Annotated in this window: 14 protein-coding genes and 1 rRNA gene; 10 read left to right on the top strand and 5 right to left on the bottom strand. The window is 66.0% G+C overall.

The window, feature by feature from the left end:
• Positions 1 to 34 precede the first annotated feature (34 nt).
• Genes dnaE through ACNA0R_RS22670 form a run of 6 tightly spaced genes read left to right on the top strand, consistent with a single transcriptional unit; the run spans position 35 to position 8,127 of the window.
• Entirely contained in the window at positions 35 to 3,535 is a 3,501-nt protein-coding gene (gene dnaE, locus ACNA0R_RS22695) for a DNA polymerase III subunit alpha (RefSeq protein WP_415828337.1), read from the top strand.
• Positions 3,532 to 4,632, top strand: coding sequence for a glycosyltransferase family 4 protein (locus tag ACNA0R_RS22690; RefSeq protein ID WP_415828336.1), 1,101 nt, complete (start codon positions 3,532 to 3,534; stop codon positions 4,630 to 4,632). The genes dnaE and ACNA0R_RS22690 overlap by 4 nt, the downstream gene beginning before the upstream one ends.
• A gap of 11 nt (positions 4,633 to 4,643) precedes the next feature.
• Positions 4,644 to 5,492: a polysaccharide deacetylase family protein gene (locus ACNA0R_RS22685; protein WP_415828449.1), complete on the top strand. Its 849-nt coding sequence runs from the start codon at positions 4,644 to 4,646 to the stop codon at positions 5,490 to 5,492.
• On the top strand, positions 5,489 to 6,265 hold the full coding sequence (locus tag ACNA0R_RS22680; protein ID WP_415828335.1) for a glycosyltransferase family 2 protein: 777 nt from the start codon (positions 5,489 to 5,491) through the stop codon (positions 6,263 to 6,265). The genes ACNA0R_RS22685 and ACNA0R_RS22680 overlap by 4 nt, the downstream gene beginning before the upstream one ends.
• Positions 6,262 to 7,374, top strand: coding sequence for a glycosyltransferase family 4 protein (locus ACNA0R_RS22675; protein ID WP_415828334.1), 1,113 nt, complete (start codon positions 6,262 to 6,264; stop codon positions 7,372 to 7,374). The genes ACNA0R_RS22680 and ACNA0R_RS22675 overlap by 4 nt, the downstream gene beginning before the upstream one ends.
• A gap of 24 nt (positions 7,375 to 7,398) precedes the next feature.
• Positions 7,399 to 8,127: a polysaccharide deacetylase family protein gene (locus tag ACNA0R_RS22670; RefSeq protein WP_415828333.1), complete on the top strand. Its 729-nt coding sequence runs from the start codon at positions 7,399 to 7,401 to the stop codon at positions 8,125 to 8,127.
• A 22-nt stretch (positions 8,128 to 8,149) separates the two neighbouring features.
• On the opposite strand, the gene ACNA0R_RS22665 is transcribed toward ACNA0R_RS22670, so the two are convergent.
• From ACNA0R_RS22665 to ACNA0R_RS22655, 3 genes are read right to left on the bottom strand one after another with little or no spacing between them, the layout of a single operon-like run.
• A complete protein-coding gene (locus ACNA0R_RS22665; protein WP_415828332.1) occupies positions 8,150 to 8,428 on the bottom strand; it encodes a YkgJ family cysteine cluster protein in 279 nt (92 codons plus the stop codon).
• On the bottom strand, positions 8,419 to 9,183 hold the full coding sequence (locus ACNA0R_RS22660) for a YdcF family protein (protein ID WP_415828331.1): 765 nt from the start codon (positions 9,181 to 9,183) through the stop codon (positions 8,419 to 8,421). Before ACNA0R_RS22660 ends, ACNA0R_RS22665 begins: the two co-directional genes overlap by 10 nt.
• Before the next feature lie 14 nt (positions 9,184 to 9,197).
• A complete protein-coding gene (locus ACNA0R_RS22655; RefSeq protein ID WP_415828330.1) occupies positions 9,198 to 10,205 on the bottom strand; it encodes a glycosyltransferase family 9 protein in 1,008 nt (335 codons plus the stop codon).
• 140 nt (positions 10,206 to 10,345) lie between these two features.
• Here ACNA0R_RS22655 and msbA point away from each other — a divergent pair, with 140 nt between their 5' ends.
• Positions 10,346 to 12,124, top strand: coding sequence for a lipid A export permease/ATP-binding protein MsbA (gene msbA / locus ACNA0R_RS22650; RefSeq protein WP_415828329.1), 1,779 nt, complete (start codon positions 10,346 to 10,348; stop codon positions 12,122 to 12,124).
• Positions 12,125 to 12,145: 21 nt separating this feature from the next.
• Here the strand turns inward: msbA and ACNA0R_RS22645 are convergent, their stop codons facing one another.
• Complete coding sequence (locus ACNA0R_RS22645) at positions 12,146 to 12,382, bottom strand: hypothetical protein (protein ID WP_415828328.1); 237 nt, start codon at positions 12,380 to 12,382, stop codon at positions 12,146 to 12,148.
• 203 nt (positions 12,383 to 12,585) lie between these two features.
• On the opposite strand from ACNA0R_RS22645, the gene ACNA0R_RS22640 reads away from it, so the two are divergent.
• Positions 12,586 to 14,199 (top strand): copper resistance CopC/CopD family protein, encoded by a 1,614-nt coding sequence (locus ACNA0R_RS22640; RefSeq protein ID WP_415828327.1) that lies wholly within the window; start codon positions 12,586 to 12,588, stop codon positions 14,197 to 14,199.
• Positions 14,200 to 14,261: 62 nt separating this feature from the next.
• Entirely contained in the window at positions 14,262 to 14,822 is a 561-nt protein-coding gene (locus tag ACNA0R_RS22635; RefSeq protein WP_415828326.1) for a DUF924 family protein, read from the top strand.
• A 91-nt stretch (positions 14,823 to 14,913) separates the two neighbouring features.
• On the opposite strand, the gene rng is transcribed toward ACNA0R_RS22635, so the two are convergent.
• Complete coding sequence (rng, locus tag ACNA0R_RS22630) at positions 14,914 to 16,398, bottom strand: ribonuclease G (protein ID WP_415828325.1); 1,485 nt, start codon at positions 16,396 to 16,398, stop codon at positions 14,914 to 14,916.
• Positions 16,399 to 16,996: 598 nt separating this feature from the next.
• Here rng and ACNA0R_RS22625 point away from each other — a divergent pair.
• Positions 16,997 to 17,117: ribosomal RNA gene (locus ACNA0R_RS22625) — 16S ribosomal RNA — on the top strand; the annotation flags it as partial.

Below are 17,117 nucleotides of genomic sequence, written 5' to 3'. Positions count from 1 at the left end.
GCCGGCGAGCGGTCCGCTGAGTACAATCGCGGTCATGTCAGAAGAAGCCGCCATCGCCCCGTCCCCGTTTGTTCATCTGCGCGTCCACTCCGAATTTTCGGTGGTGGACGGCACTGTTCGTATCCCCGATCTGGTCAAGCGCGCCGCCAAGCTGGGCCAGCCCGCCGTCGCGCTGACCGATCTTTCCAATCTGTTCGGCCTGATCAAGTTCTACAAGGCGGCGCGCGGCGCCGGCATCAAGCCTGTCGCGGGCTGCGATATCTGGCTGACCAACGACGAGGATCGCGACAAGCCGCACCGGATACTGGTCCTGGTGCGCGACCGCCAGGGCTATCTGGACCTGTGCGAACTGCTGTCGCGCGCATATCTCACCAATCAACACAAAGGTCGCGCGGAAGTCCGGCGTGAATGGCTGCAGCAGTCCAGCGGCCTGATCGTGCTGTCGGGCGGCCGGGCCGGCGACGTCGGCCAGGCGCTGGAAGCCGGCAATGCCGCACAGGCGCAAGTCCTGGCGCGCCAGTGGGCGGCGGCTTTCCCGAACGCCTACTACATCGAATTGCAGCGTGCCGGCATGGACGGCGACGAGGCCTATGTCCAGGCCGCGCTGCGCCTGGCCGGCGTCTGCAACCTGCCCGTGGTCGCCACCCATCCCATCCAGTTCCTGGACAAGCACGAATTCCAGGCCCATGAGGCCCGCGTCTGCATCGCCGAAGGCGAAATCCTGGCCAATCCGCGCCGGGTGCGCCGCTTTACGCCCGACCAGTACATGCTGGACAGCGACGAGATGGCGCGGCGCTTCGCCGACGTGCCATCGGCGCTGGCCAATACCGTGGAAATCGCCCGTCGCTGCAATCTGACGCTGGTGCTGGGCAAGCCGCGCCTGCCGAATTTCCCGACGCCGGAAGGCGTGACGCTGGACGACTATCTGGTCCAACTATCCGAACAAGGCCTGGAAAAGCGCCTGCTGTTCCTCTTCCCCAACGAAGAAGAGCGCAACGCCAAGCGCGAGGCCTACTTCGAACGCCTGCGCTGGGAATGCAAGACCATCATCCAGATGGGCTTTCCGGGCTACTTCCTGATCGTGCAGGACTTCATCAACTGGGGCAAGAACAACGGCGTGCCGGTAGGGCCGGGCCGGGGCTCGGGCGCCGGTTCGCTGGTCGCGTACGCGCTGGGCATCACCGACCTGGATCCCATCCGCTATGACCTGCTGTTCGAGCGCTTCCTGAACCCGGAGCGGGTGTCCATGCCCGACTTCGATATCGACTTCTGCCAGGACAACCGCGAACGCGTCATCGATTACGTCAAGGAAAAGTACGGCCGCGACGCGGTCAGCCAGATCGCGACTTTCGGCACGCTGGGCGCCAAGGCGGTGGTGCGAGACGCCGGCCGCGTGCTCGATATGCCGTACCTGTTCTGCGATGGCCTGTCCAAGCTGATCCCCTTCAACCCGGCCGATCCCTGGACCCTGGAGCGCGCGCTCAAGGACGAGCCCGCCTTCAAGGAGCGCTATGAGCAGGAAGAGGAAGTCCGCGGCCTGGTCGACCTGGCGCAGCCGCTGGAAGGCCTGACCCGCAACATCGGCATGCACGCCGGCGGCGTGCTGATCGCCCCCGGCAAGCTGACCGACTTCTGCCCGCTGTATTGCCAGCCCGGCCAGGAAAACAGCGCGGTGTCGCAGTTCGACAAGGACGACGTCGAAGCCGCCGGCCTGGTCAAGTTCGACTTCCTGGGCCTGCGCAACCTGACCATCCTGGACTGGGCCGTGCGCTATGTGCGCCAGTTCAACGAGAGCAAGCGCGACTTCGACATCATGGCCGTGCCGCTGGACGATCCCGCGGCCTACAAGGTCTTGACGGACGCCAACACCACCGCCGTGTTCCAGCTGGAATCGCGCGGCATGAAGGAGCTGCTGAAGAAGCTGCGGCCCAACACCTTCGAAGACGTCATCGCCATGCTGGCGCTGTATCGTCCCGGTCCGTTGGAATCGGGCATGGTGGACGACTTCGTCAACCGCAAGCACGGGCGCGCGCCGGTCGACTATTTCCATCCCGATCTGGAAGGCACGCTCAAGAGCACCTACGGGGTCATCGTCTACCAGGAACAGGTGATGTTGATCTCGCAGATCATCGGCGGCTATTCGCTGGGCGGCGCCGACCTGTTGCGGCGCGCCATGGGCAAGAAAAAGCCCGAGGAAATGGCCAAGCACCGCGAATTGTTCCAGAAGGGGGCGGAAGCCAAGGGCCACGATCCCAACCTGGCGGTCAAGCTGTTCGACCTGATGGAAAAATTCGCCGGCTACGGCTTCAACAAGTCGCACTCGGCCGCCTACGCATTGATCGCGTACCAGACTGCCTGGCTCAAGGCCTACCATCCGACGGAGTTCCTGGCCGCCACCTTGTCGTCCGATATGGACGACACCGACAAGGTGCAGACCTTCTGGCGCGACGCCAAGGACAACGGCGTGGAAGTGCTGCCGCCCGACGTCAACGCGTCGGGCTATCGCTTCGAACCCGTGGCCGACGAACGCACGGCCAAGGGCCTGCCGCCGCGCACCATGCGCTATGGCCTGGGCGCCGTGAAGGGCACCGGCCAGAGCGCCGTGGAAGACATCATCCGCGCCCGCCAGGAAGGCGGCCCGTTCCGCGACCTGTTCGACTTCTGCCGCCGCGTCGACAAGCATTCGGTGAACCGCCGCACCATCGAAGCCCTGATCAAGGCCGGCGCCTTCGACGGCATCGATGCCAACCGCGCCGCGCTGCTGGCCTCCGTGCCCACCGCCATGGAAGCCGCCGAGCAGGCCGCGCGCAGCGCCAACCAGGTGTCGCTGTTCGGCGATGACGATGGCAGCGATGTGGTCGCCAGCGAGCTGGCCAGGGTGCCGCCGTGGAATCTGCACACACGCCTGACCGAAGAAAAATCGGCGCTGGGCTATTACTTCAGCGGCCATTTGTTCGACGCCTGGCGCGATGAAGTCCGCCGCATCGTGCCCATGACGCTGGCGCGCCTGGAGCCGCAGCGCGAACCGCAATGGATGTGCGGCGTGCTGTCGGGCGTGCGCGCCATGATGACGCGGCGCGGCAAGATGGTGTTCGCGGTGCTGGACGACGGCACCGCGCAGGTGGAAATCTCCATCTTCAACGAGCTTTACGAAAAGCACCGCAACCGGCTGCGCGAAGACCAACTGCTGATCGTGCATGGCAAGGTCAGCAATGACGAGTATTCCGGCGGCATGCGCATCGTCGCGGAATCGCTGTTCGACCTGCAGCTGGCGCGCGAGGCCCGCGCCCGGTCGCTGCGCATCCGCCTGAACGGCAATGCCGACGCCGAACACCTGCGCAAGCTGCTCAATCCCTACCGCGCCGAACCGGAGAACGGCATCCCCGGCACGCCGGTGGAGGTGATCTACGCGCGCGGCAATTTCCTGTGCACGGTACGGCTGGGCGAGGATTGGCGCGTGCGCATGGCCGATGCGCTGCTGGACCGGCTGAATGAATGGACCCGCCCGGAAGGCGTGGAGATTTCCTACTCATGACACCTTTACGCATCGTCCATTCCGAGGCCGCGGTGGCTTTCGGCGGACAGGAGCACCGGATCTTCAAGGAAATGATCGCCATGCGCGAGCGTGGCCATCACATGGAAGCCATCTGCCAGTCGCGCGCGCAGCTGGTCAAGCGGCTGGGCGACGAGGGCTTCAAGGTCCATCAGGTCGACATGGACGGCGTGCCCAATTACTTCAAGGGCATCGCCGCCATCCGCCGCATCCTGCGCGAAGGCCGCTTCGACGTGCTGAATACCCACAGCCGCCGCGATACCGTGATCGCGGCGCCGGCGGCGCGCATGGCCGGCACGCCGCTGATCGTGCGTACGCGGCATCTGGCCAGCAAGGTCGGGTCGATGTGGTCGTACACGATACTGCCGCATCGGGTTACCACCGTCAGCGATCATGTGCGGGAGTACCTGATCACGCGCGGCGTGCCGCGCGAACGCGTTGCCACGCTGTATTCGCCCATCGTGCCGCCGCCGCCCATCGAAAGGTCCACGCTGCGCGATGAACTGAACCTGGCCGACACCGATATCGTCGTCGGCTGCGTCGCCGTGATGCGGCCGGCCAAGGGCCATATCGCCCTGATCGACGCCATGCGGCCCTTGATGGCCACGCGTCCCAATCTGCACCTGGTCTTCGTGGGCAGCGGTTCGCCCACTTTCGAACGCGTGCAGGCCTACATCGCCGAACTGGGCCTGGAGTCGCGCATTCATCTGATGGGTACGCGGCGCGACGTGCCCAATCTGCTGGCGGGTTTCGACCTGTTCGCGCTGGCCACCGAACAGGAAGCCTCCGGCACCGTCTACGTCGAAGCGCAGGCCAGCGGCCTGCCGGTGGTGGGCACCAACGTGGGCGGCGTGTCCGAAATGTTCCGCGATGGCGTCAGCGGCTTTCTGGTGCCGTCCAAGGACCAGGCCGCCCTGACCGACGCGCTGCGCCGCCTGATCGACGATCCGGCCCTGCGCCGCCAGATGGGCGACGCCGGCCGCCGCATGATCCGCGAAGAAGGCATCTTCTCGCCGCAGCGGCTGGCCGAGCGCACCGAAATCATCTATCGCAAATGGCTGGCGGAGCGGCGGCGATGAAGCAACAGGCGCTGCGGCGCGCGCACAATGTGCCGGTGCTGATGTACCACCACGTCACCCCGGCGGGTGGCATGATCGCCGCCACGCCCGCGCATTTCGAAAGCCAGATCGAACGCCTGGCGCGTTCCGGCTATACCGCGTTGACGGCCGATCGGTTCGCCGCCCACCTCGCCGGCGAGCCGGCGCCCGAGAAGTCCGTGCTGATTACCTTCGATGACGGCTATCTGGACAACTGGGTGCATGCCCATCCCATCCTGCATCGCTACGGCATGCATGCCGTCATGTTCATCGTCACCGGCTGGATAGGCGAGGGCCCGGCCCGGCCCGTCGCGGGGCAGGCGGGGGCGCCCGTTGCGCCCGATCACGCCGCCTGCAAGGCAGCCATCGCGGATGGGCGGGCCGACCAGGTCATGGCGCGCTGGAGCGAGATCGAAGCCATGCGCGCGGCGGGTACGTTCGAATTTCATAGCCACACGCACACCCATACCCGTTGGGACAAGGTCTGCGGTGCGGACACCGCCGCGAAACGCGAGCACGTTGCCGAGGAACTGCGGCATTCCCGCGAGATCCTCGGCCAGCGGCTGGGCGAACAAAGCCCGCATCTGTGCTGGCCGCAGGGCTATTTCGACGCCGATTATCTGGATGCCGGCCGCCAGGCCGGTTTCCGCTACTTCTATACCACCGACGCCTTGGGCCAGAACACGGCCGGCGGCGATCCGGAACATATCTACCGCTTCGCCGTGCGCGATCAACCGGGCCGCTGGCTGGCGCGGCGGCTGTGGCTGGGCGGACATCCCTTCTGGGGACCGCGCTACCACGCCTGGAAGGCCTGGAAACGCCGGCTGAGGGGACGCGCATGAAGCTTTCGGTCATCGTCATCACGAAGAACGAAGCAGCCAACATCGTCGCATGCCTGGACTCCGTGGCCTTCGCCGACGAGTTCATCGTGGTCGACTCCGGCAGCACCGACAACACCGTCGAACTCGCGCGCTCCATGGGCGCGACGGTCGAACAGACCCACGACTGGCCGGGCTTCGGCCCGCAAAAGAATCGCGCGCTGAATCTGGCGGAAGGCGAATGGGTGCTGTCCATCGATGCCGATGAGCGGGTGACGCCGGAGCTCGCCAAGGCCATACAGGAGGCCATCGCGGCGCCCCGCTACGATGCCTACGAAATCGCCCGGCTGTCGGATTTCTGCGGACGCTTCATCCGCCACAGCGGCTGGTGGCCCGACTACGTGCTGCGCCTGTTCCGTCGCGGCACCGCGCGCTTCAGCGACGCGGCGGTGCATGAAAAAGTGGTGCCCGCGCAGGGCAGCGGCATCGGCCGGCTGCAGGGACATTTCCTGCACTACCCGTATCCGCACCTGGATGCGCTGGTCAACAAGGTCAATCGTTATTCATCCGACGCGGCCGCCATGATGCACGCGCGTGGCAAACGTACCGGCATCTTCGGCGCGCTGGGCCATGGCTTCTGGACTTTCATCCGCATCTACCTGATCCGGCGCGGCTTTCTCGACGGCCGCCATGGATTGGTGCTCGCGGTGACCGCGGCGGCCGGCAGTTTCTTCCGCTACGCCAAGCTGATGTTCCTATCCGAAAACGCGCGCCGCGACGGCGCTCCCCGTCCTTGAAAATCCTCTATACGAACTTCCATCCGCGCAACGGCGGGGGGCACGTCACCTACATCATGAACCTGGCGCGCGGCCTGCGGCACGCGCATGAGATTACCGTCGCCACGCCGGGCACCAGCCGCTTGTACCGCTATGCGGGCGAGCTGCCCGGCGTGCGGGCGGTGGATATGCGTTTTCGCTCGCGCGCGGCCGCCTTGTTCAGCGAGTCGGCGGCGCTGCGCCGCCTGATCCGGCAGGAGCGTTACGACGTCATCCATGTGAACGGTTCCACCGACCACCGGCTGGCGATGATCGCCACCCTGGGCATGCGGCGGCCGCCCATCGTGTTCACCAAGCACAACGACCTGCCGCTGGGCACCGTGGGCCATCGCCTGCGCGCGCGGTTCGGCACCGATCGCGTCATCGCGGTCAGCGATTTCGTCGCCGGTCTGCTGCGCGCATCGCCGTATGGCCGGCTGCCCATCACGACCATCCGTCACGGGATCGATACGGACTACTTCGCGCCGCCGTCGGACGCGCTGCGTCCCGCCCTGCGCGAAAAGTACTTCGGTCCGACGGCGCCAGGCAAAATCCTGTTGGGCAGTTCCGGCGGCACGGATTACGACAAAGGCTGGCTGGACCTGCTGGCCGGTCTGGCGCAACTGGCGCCGGACGAGCGCCAGCGCTTTCGCGTCCTGGTCGCGGGCGATCCACCCAACGAGGAAAAAATGGCGCGCGTCCGTGAACTGGGCGTGCAGGACCAGGTGGTATTCCCCGGCTTGCTGGACGACGTGCGGCCCGTGCTGGCCGCCTGCGACGTCGGCTTCGTGCTGTCGTACCGCGAAGCCTTGTCCTTCGCCTGCCGTGAGGTCATGTCGCTGGGCCTGCCGGCCCTGGTGTCCAACGCCGGCGGCCTGCCGGAAAACGTCGTCGACGGCCGCGACGGCTGGATCGTGCCGGTGCGCGATCCGCGGGCCATAGCCGAGGTGCTGCGCGGCATGCTGGCCGATCCGTCGCGCGTGCTGGCCATGGGCGCCGCGGCACGCGAAAAAAGCCTGCGCGAATTCAACCTGGCCGCGTTCGTCGAAGCGACGTTCGCGGTATACCAGGCCGCGCTCGCCGGCGGCTGAACGGCGCTCCCTATAATCGCCGCCATGGCTATCCCCATCCTCATGTATCACCAGGTCGGCCCGCTGCCGCCACGCGGCACGCCCTACCGCGGCCTGACCGTGGACACCGCCGGCTTCAAGCGGCAGATGTCCTGGATGCGCCGCTTCGGCTATCGCGGCCTGTCGATGCGCGACCTGATGCCCTATCTGCGCGGGGAACGCAACGGCAAGGTATTCGGCATCACCTTCGACGACGGCTATCGCAACGTGCATCGCAACGCGATGCCCGTGCTGGCGCAGCTGGGCTTCACCGCCACCAACTATTTCGTCGCCCGCCAATTCGGCGGCAGCAACGTCTGGGATCATGCGCAAGGGGTGCCGCCATCACCGCTGATGACCGTGGAAGAAATGCGCGAATGGGCGGCGGCCGGCAACGAAGTCGGCTCCCACACCCTGGATCATGTCCATTTGCCGCAGCTGGGTCCCGATGAAGCCCGTCGCCAGATCGCCGAATCGCGCCGCGAACTGGAAGAGGCGCTGGGCGCGCCGGTCACGGCCTTTTGCTATCCCTACGGCGAATACAACGAAGCGCTGATGGCGATGGCGCGCGACGCCGGCTATGACAACGCCACGCTGACGAGGCGTGGCGTGGCGAACGCCCAGGATGACCCCATGGGCCTGCCGCGCGTACTGGTCGCCGGTTCGACCGGCCTGTTCAGTTTCCTGCGCAAAACCCTGACCACGTACGAAGACCGCAAGCGCCGCCGCTGGTAGGTTCGGCGCCCGGCCCGCCGGCTCAAGGCGCGGTAGCGTGCTCCAGCCGGGTCAGCCAGGCGATGGCATGCTCGCGGTCCGCGCCGCACATATCCGCCGCCGGCTTCAGCCCGCCGCAGAAATCCGGCCGCTCCGGTTTCCCGAACACCGCGCAGCGCATGTCGTCGGTCAGTTGCGCGCAGCGTACGCCGGCCGGCTTGCCCGCCGGCATGCCGGGCAGCGGACGGGTAATGGACGGCGCGATACAACAGGCGCCGCAGCCCGGCCGGCAGGAGAGGGGAGCGGCGCTCTTCAAATCCACCCGCGCACCCAATACAGGAACAAGCCGGTGTACTCCTTGATGATGGAGCGGCTGGCATCGAAGGTGCGCTCGTCCGGCAGCCAAGGCGAAATCCGCGGCGCCGACGGCAGCACGATCTGCGGCTGCGACGGCGCGGGAATCGCCGTTACGCCCTGCTTGCGGAATGCCGCCATGGCGCGCGGCATATGCAGGGCCGACGTCACCAGCAGCACGGTCCGGATGTTGTGTTCCTTCAACTGGCTTTCCGTCAGGATGGCGTTTTCGTAGGTCGTGCGGCTGTCGTTCTCCAGGATCATCGCGCTGCGCGGAACTCCGGACAGTCGCAGTGCATGGGCCATGCCTTCAGCCTCGCTGACGTCGCCGGTCAAGGCGCCGCCCGACAGAACGATCTTGGGCGCCCGTCCCGCGTCGTATAGCTGTTCGGCGGTCTGGAAACGCCGGATCGCGGTTTCGCGTTCATAGGGCAGGAACCAGTTCTGGCGGTCGTTGGCGATATTGCCGCCCAATACCACGATGGCATCGGCGGTCGGCAATTCCGCCGGCGAGCGGTAGGGATATTCGCTTTCGAGGATGCCGCCCAGCCATAGCGTGGTGGCGGGCAGGGACCAGGCGTAGGCCCAGGCCGCCCCGATCAGCGCCAGCGCCAGACCGGTCTTGCGCCAGCGGAACAGGGCCAGCAGCGCGCCCAGGCCCGCCAGGGTCAGTCCCAGATAGAGCGGGATGATGAGATATGCGAGAAGACTAACGATAGACATACCGCCACGATTGTTCAGGCCGGCGCCACGCCTGTCAATTCACGCGGCGCCCGGCTGCCCGTATCCCCATTCAACAACGCTTCCGCGTCGCGCAGGACCTCCGCCACGTCCGGCCAGCCCTGGTCCGACCCCAGGCAATGCGCCTTGGCGGACCACGGGCCGGTGCGATCGCGCTGCGTGACGCCGAACAGCGTGATCTGGCGCGCACCCGCGGCGGCCGCCACGTGCGAGACCCCGGAATCGTTGCATATCACCAGGGCGGCGCGGGTCGTCAGCGCGGCGAAGGCGCCCAGGCCCAGGGCGGGCAACAGCAGGGCCTCGGGCGCATTGGCCCGGGCGGCATCCACTTCGGCCGGCGGCGGGCACATGGCCACTTGCACTCCGCGGGCTCGCAGCTCGCGCGTCAGCGCGGCAAAGCCCGGCCATACCTTGTTGCGCCCCCGATGCAGACCGGTCGCCGTCGGGCCGATCAGCACGAAGCGTGCTGCCTCCAGGCCCGCCTGCTCCAGGCAGGCCTGCGCCTGTGCATGATGCGTCGCGGTCAGGGCCAGGCCCAGTTCGGCGCCGGGAGCGGCCTCGCCCGCGGGCAGGCCCCAGCGCAGCAGGGCCTGGCGCGCAAGGTAATACCAGGACTCCACGGCGTGCGTCGGCGTCGCGGGTTTGTTCACCGGCCAGCGCAGCAGCAGGCTGCGGCCATCATCGCGGTAGCCGGCTACCGGCAGCCCTCCCAGCCGGAAGACGGCGGCGCTGGACAGGGAATCCGGCAGCGCCAGGGCGACCCCGCCGGGACCGGCCCGGCGGACGTGCTGGCGCACCGCGCCGCGGTCCTGCCAGAACCCGCCTCGCATGGCGATGAAGTCATCCTGGCCGGCCACGCCGGCGAGCAGATCGCGCGCCCAGGGGCGGGCGCAAAGGACCAGCGGCAGGCCGGCGTCGCGCAACAGCCGCAAGGTGGGCAGGCTCATGCAGACATCGCCTACCCAGTTGGGCAGCCGCACGTACAGACGCGTTATGGATGGCATAAAAGCAGGGGCGCCGGCGGCCGGCGCAAAGGGATTCCGGAGAGACGTTCAACACGGTAAGGCATGCCACAGTCTGGCCCGGGCGGTCACGCGGCCGACGGTACAATGCCCCGTACGGATTGTATAAAAGCGAGAGATTCTTGGATTCTGCCAATCGCACCCGCCCTTCCGGATCGCATCCGGTCAAGGCCGTGCTCTGGAAACGTATTTATTCGCGCGTCGGCACCCACTGGAAGGCCCTGCTGCTCGCGGTCCTTCTGATGGCCGGCGCCGCCGGCACCCAGCCGACGCTGGCGGTCATCATGAAGCCCCTGCTGGACGACGGATTCAGCGGCGCCAAGCCCTATTATGTCTGGGCCATACCCCTGGCGGTCGTCGGCCTCATCGTCCTGCGCGGCATCTGCAACTTCTTCAGCGACTATCTGCTCGCCTGGGTCGCCAATAATGTACTGCGCGGCATCCGCCAGGAAATGTTCGACCGGCTGCTGGGACTGCCCGACGAACAATTCAAGCGGGGCGACACCGGCCGCCTGCTGAACCGGTTCACCATCGATGCCGGCAATGTCACGGGCTACGCCACCGATGTCATCACCGTCCTGGTACGCGAAAGCCTGGTCGTGGTGGCCCTGATTTGCGTGCTGCTGTACATGTCCTGGCTGCTGACGCTGATTATCCTGGTCATGCTGCCGATATCCGTGATGATCGCACGCATCTTCATCCGCCGGCTGCGCAAGATCAACCGCGATACGGTCAATATGAACGCGGAGCTGACGCGCGTGGTGGGCGAGGGCATCGACGGCCAGCGCGTCATCAAGCTGTTCGACGGCTATGAATACGAACGCAGCCGTTTCGGCTACGTCAACTCGCGCCTGCGCCGCTTCGCCATGCGCAGCGCCATCGCCGACGCCGCGATGACGCCCTTGACGCAGGTCTGCATCGCGCTGTCGGTCGCCGGCATCATCGCCGTGGCCTTGGGCCAGGCCAATGCCGGCACGCTTACCGCCGGCAGCTTCGCCGCCTTCATGGCTTCGCTGGCGCAGCTGTTCGACCCGATCAAGCGCCTGACCAACCTGGCCGGCCGCATGCAGCGCATGCTGGTTTCGGCTGAGAGCGTCTTTACCTTGATCGACGAAGTCCCGGAACGGGAAACCGGCACGCGCTCGCTGCCCGAGCCTATCCGCGGCCAGGTCGAATTCAGCGGCGTATCCCACCGGTTCCCGGATGCCGATCGCGATACGGTCAGCGATGTATCGTTCACGGTGAATCCGGGCGAAACCGTGGCGCTGGTCGGCAGATCCGGCAGCGGCAAGACGACGCTGGTGAATATGCTGCCGCGCTTCGTCAGTCCGACGGCGGGCCGGATATCGATAGACGGTGTCGATATCCAGGATCTGACTTTCGGCAGCCTGCGTTCACATCTGTCGCTGGTCAGCCAGGACGTGGTGCTTTTCGACGACACCATCGCGGTGAACGTCGGTTACGGCGCCTTGGGCCAGGCCAGCGACCAGCAGGTGCTGGATGCGCTGGAAGCCGCCAATCTGCGCGACTTCGTCAACAGCCTGCCCAAGGGCATCCATACGTCGGTGGGTGAAAACGCCGCGCGCCTGTCCGGCGGCCAGCGCCAGCGTCTGGCCATTGCGCGGGCGCTGATCAAGAACGCGCCCATCCTGATCCTGGACGAAGCCACGTCCGCCCTGGATAACGAGTCGGAACGCCAGGTGCAGGCCTCGCTGGAACGGCTCATGAAGGGCCGCACCACGTTGGTGATCGCCCACCGGCTCTCGACCGTGCAGAACGCCGACCGTATCGTGGTCCTGGACGCCGGCAAGGTCGTGGAGCAGGGCCGTCACGAAGAACTGCTGGCGGCCAACGGCCTGTACGCGTCGCTGTACCGCATGCAATTCCGCGACTCGGAATAATCCAGGGAGGCCGCCGGGCGATCAGGCTTTTATCGCTCCATGTTCCGACAGGAATTTGAGATTGGCGGCTATCTGCGCCACCTCCTCGGCCGCCCTCCGGGCGGGCGTCCAGTTGGCCATCTCCTCGACTATCCGCGCGGTGGCTTCTTCTACGCCCTCGGGATATCTGGATACCTGGCCGCCATGATCCCTGGACGTCACGTTTGAGAGATCGATGGCCACGTCCATGCTGGGCACGGACGGCTGGGAAACTTGCATGATGTACTCCATATTGAACCGCGAACTTTGCGGCCCGCCTTTGTAGGGCGGCCAGGTATAGAGTTCCCGGCTCGGTGTTCATCAGGAATGCGACAAGCTCATCGCCCGGTGGATAGAATGACGGCCGACGACAGGTTCGCCATCCGCGCATCCGGCCGCGGCCAAGCGGAACCTGCCGGCCCAACCGAGTCAGGAACGGCGTCATGAGAAGAATCGCGGCGGCTTTGTTTTTCGCCTGCCTGTTCGTGCTGTCGGCAAAGGTGCATGCGCACTCCCAGCTGATGGAAATCGTGCCGGCGGACGGCGCGGTCCTGGCCGCGCCGCCGCGCGACATCATCCTGACCTTCAGCGAGCCGGTCACGCCGCTGGTACTGCGATTGCTGGGTCCCGGCGGCCGGCAGGTGCAATTGGGCCCGCCCGAAGTCCATGACACCAGACTTTCGGTCGCGGTGCCGCCGCAGGCGCCGCTGGGCAGCTATCTTTTCAGCTGGCGCGTGGCGTCGGCCGACGGCCATCCGGTGGGCGGCACCCTGAACTTTGTCGTTGGCACGCCGGACCGCCAGGCCCGCGCCGCGGCGCCGCCGTACCGCGCGCCCATGCTATACCCGGCCATCATCGCGGTCTCCTTCGCTTTACTGGCCGGCCTGTTGTTCGGCATCGGCGGCGTGGCCTTCAATGCCTGGGCGGCGCAGTACGAGGCAGGTGGCTGCCGCAAGCACCTGCCCGCGCTGCTGCTGGCTGTCGTCGCGGCGCCCGTATCGCTGGGCCTGCAGGGCCTGGACGCGCTCGCCGCGCCCTGGTCGGCCATCATCACGCGGGCCTGCTGGAGCGCGGCGATGAGCACCTCCTACGGCGTGCTGGTCTGGATCGCCGAAGCCGCCGCCCTGATGGGGCTCTTCGCCAGCGTCGTCGCCTCCGAGCGCTGGCGCCGCGGGCTGGCGCTGCTGGCTGTACTGTTGCTGGGGCTGTCGCTGGCGTCCAGCGGACACGCGGCCACCGCGACCGAGGGGAACGGCGCGCGTATCGTCGTGTTCCTGCACGTCCTGGCCGTCGCCGCCTGGCTCGGGGCGCTGGCCTGCCTGCCAGTCCTGCTGCTGGCGGGATATGGCGAAACGCCGCTGCGTCGTTTTTCCAAGGCCGCGCTGGCGATCGTGGCCGTGCTCGTGGCCACCGGCCTGCTGCTGTCGTGGTGGCAATTGCGCGAGCCGGGGGACCTGTGGCGGACATACTTCGGCAGGGTGCTCCTGGCCAAACTCGCGCTCGTGGTGGCGCTGCTTGCGCTGGGCGCGGCCAACCGGTGGCGATGGACCGCCGCGACCCTGGGCGGCAATATGGACGCCTTGCGCAGCCTGGTCCGCAACATCCGCTGGGAAATCGCGCTGGCCGCGGCCATCCTCTTCGTGGTCGCCTTGTGGCGTTTCACGCCGCCATTCGTGGCGCCACGAGCAGTGACCTTGGCGGCCCGGCACGTTACCGTGCCACTGCGCGGCACGCGCTATGCCGGCGAAGCCCGCATCGTTGCCAACGCGGATGGCCATGCACGGGTGACCATCGCGCTCACAGGCAAGGACGGCAATCCGCTGCCCGCCGAGGAATTGTCCGCCACATTCTCCATGCCGCAAGCGGGCATCGAGGGCATCGTCCGGCCTGCCCGTCCGGTGGACGGCGATGCCGCGGGAACATGGGTAGTCGATGATGTGCCCCTGGTCATTTCCGGCGAATGGCGCATCAGCGTCCAGGGTGAGGTCCCGGAGCAGGACGGGATTTCGCTGGAGGGGCAGGGCCATATCGAGGCGACCCGCCCGGCGGCCCGCTGAAACCCGCCGACTGGACGCCGCATCGCCGATAATTCGCCGTATCGCGGTAAGGAGCCATCTTCATGTCGATCACGCAACAGGACGCGCCGGCTGAGGCTGCCCCCGTCCTGCAGTTCTGGAGGAATGCGGGCCCGCGCAAATGGTTCGCCAAGGACCCGGCATTCGATGCCGAATTCTCCGCGCGCTTCGCGGCCCTGCATCTGGCGGCCGCGCGACGCGAACTGGATCATTGGGCAGGGACCGCGCCGGGCGTGCTGGCCCTGCTGATCCTGCTGGACCAATATCCCCGCAACGCCTTTCGCGGCACGGCGCATATGTATGCCACCGATCCGCTGGCGCGCCTCTTCGCCAGGCAGGCGGTGGAACAGGGGCTGGACGGGCAGGCGGAGCCGGATATGCTGGTCTTCTTCTATCTGCCTTTCGAACATTCGGAAGACCCCGCCGACCAGGCGCTCTCGGTGGCGTTGGCGCAACGCCTGGATCCCCGCAGCAGGGACTTCGCCGTCCTGCATCGCGACATCATCGCGCGTTTCGGCCGCTTCCCGCATCGCAACGCGGTGCTTGGGCGCACTTCAACGGCGCAGGAGCTGGCGTTCCTGAAGCAGGGCGGATTCGCCGGGTAGCGTTGTTCTTGTGCCGACCTTCCAAGGCGCCCCCGCGTCATGGCGTCTTCAGGCAAAGCACTTCCGGCGACGATACTTCCGCGGGCATGCGTCAGATCAGGATCAGGTCGTACTGTTCCTGCGTATAGGCAGCCTCGACCTCCAGCGACACCGTCTTGCCCACGAAGTCTCCGAGCATCGCCAGGTGCTGGCTTTCTTCTTCCAGGAACAGGTCCACCACCTGCTGCGAAGCCAGAATGCGGAATTCCTTGGGATTGAACTGCCGCGCCTCGCGCAGGATCTCGCGCAGGATCTCGTAGCAGATGGTGCGCGCGGTGCGCACATGCCCACGCGATTGGCAAGTCGGACACGCTTCGCACAGTTGGTGCGCCAGCGAGTCCCGCGTGCGCTTGCGCGTCATCTCGACCAGGCCCAGCTGCGTAAAGCCGTTCACTGTCATGCGGGTACGGTCGCGCGCCAGGGCCTTGCGAAGTTCGGCCAGCACGGTTTCCCGGTGCTCCGCGTCTTCCATATCGATGAAATCCAGGATCACGATACCGCCCAGATTGCGCAGCCGCAGTTGCCGCGCGATCGCCTGCGCCGCTTCCAGGTTGGTCTTGAAGATGGTGTCGTCGAAGTTGCGGCCGCCCACGAAGCCGCCGGTATTTACGTCCACCGTGGTCAGGGCCTCTGTCTGGTCGATGATCAGATAGCCGCCGGACTTCAGGTCCACCCTGCGAGACAGCGCACGCTGGATCTCGTCGTCCACATTGGCCATATCGAACAGAGGGCGCTCCCCGCTGTAGTGATGGATGCGGTCCACCACCGAAGGCGTATACACGCGCGCCCATTCCAGCAGGTCGGCCGTGGTGGTGCGCGAATCGACGCGTATCGTCCCGGTATGCGGGCCCACCATATCGCGCAGCACACGCTGAGCCAGCGTCAGATCCTGGTGCAGTACCGTTGGCGGCGGATTGCTGCGGGCCGCCGCCTGCACGCTGCTCCAGAGCTTGCGCAGGTAATCCAGGTCGGCGCGCAGCTCCTCGTCCGTCGATCCTTCGGCCTGCGTGCGCACGATGAATCCACCTTTTTCGTCTTCCGGCATCAGCGCGCTCAAGCGTTCCCGCAACTGCATCCGTTCGCTTTCCGAATCGATCTTCTGCGAAATCCCTATGTGCGGATCGTGCGGCAGATAGACCAGCATGCGCCCGGCCATGCTGATCTGGGTCGACAGCCGCGCGCCTTTCGTGCCCAGCGGGTCCTTGATGACCTGCACCATCAAGGTCTGGCCCTCGAACAGCAGCTTTTCGATCGGCGTGGGGTTCAACCCCTGGCTGCGCTCCGCGCGGTTCTCCCGCAAATCGGCGATATGGATAAAGGCCGCCCGCTCCAGGCCGATATCCACGAAGGCGCTCTGCATTCCGGGCAGCACGCGCACCACGCGGCCCAGATAGATATTGCCCACATGTCCCCGTTGGATGCTGCGCTCGACGTGCAGCTCCTGGACCGCCCCCTGGGCGACCACCGCCACGCGGGTCTCGAACGGCGTGACGTTGATAAGGATGTCTTCGTATACGTCGGGATGGGTGGCGGACATGGCTGGCTTCATCATGTGTTTGAACGCAAGGCGCGGAGGCCGCCCGGATGCCGGACTCCTCTGCACATCAGCCGAAGTCTATCCATAAAGCAGCGCGGCGGGCGGATTCCCCGCACCGCCAGCGTGCCGCGAAACGATGTGCTATAGTCGCGCCCCTTCGCTGTCGAGGCGAAGGNGAGAGGCAAGGCGGGGGCCGAGCCGGCAAGCAAATAGATGCGACGCTGATTTGACAGCCCCAAAAAAAGTCTTCATAATCTCGTTTCTCTGCTGCTGACACAGCAACGACGCGAAGCAAGGCAAAAGCCGCGCGACGCGACGGTGGTGAAGGCGAAAAAGCAGGGCTGCTCTTTAACAACGAAACAACCGATAAGTGTGGGCGCTTGATGGATGTAGGCGCACCTGAGCGGTCCGATGCGCGAGCGTAAGTTCGGGTGTCTGGATAGCCAGGGCCGAAGAAATCAAGTGCTCACAGAAGTAAGTGTCAGGAATCAGATGATTGAAAGATCGTCTGGGTTCTATCACTTCCTTTGAGAGCGCTAAGCGAAAGACGGCTCGGGTCCTGATTTATCAGGGTCTTGAGTTGTACGAAACAGAGATTGAACTGAAGAGTTTGATCCTGGCTCAGATTGAACGCTGGCGGGATGCCTTACACATGCAAGTCGAACGGCAGCGCGGACTTCGGTCTGGCGGCGAGTGGCGAACGGGTGAGTAATGTATCG

This window comes from Bordetella sputigena (assembly GCF_965137885.1).
In the GTDB taxonomy this organism is placed as follows: Bacteria; Pseudomonadota; Gammaproteobacteria; order Burkholderiales; family Burkholderiaceae_B; genus Bordetella_C; species Bordetella_C sputigena.
Note: the sequence above shows the minus strand (reverse complement) of the source record. Positions and strands in the feature narration are given on the sequence as shown.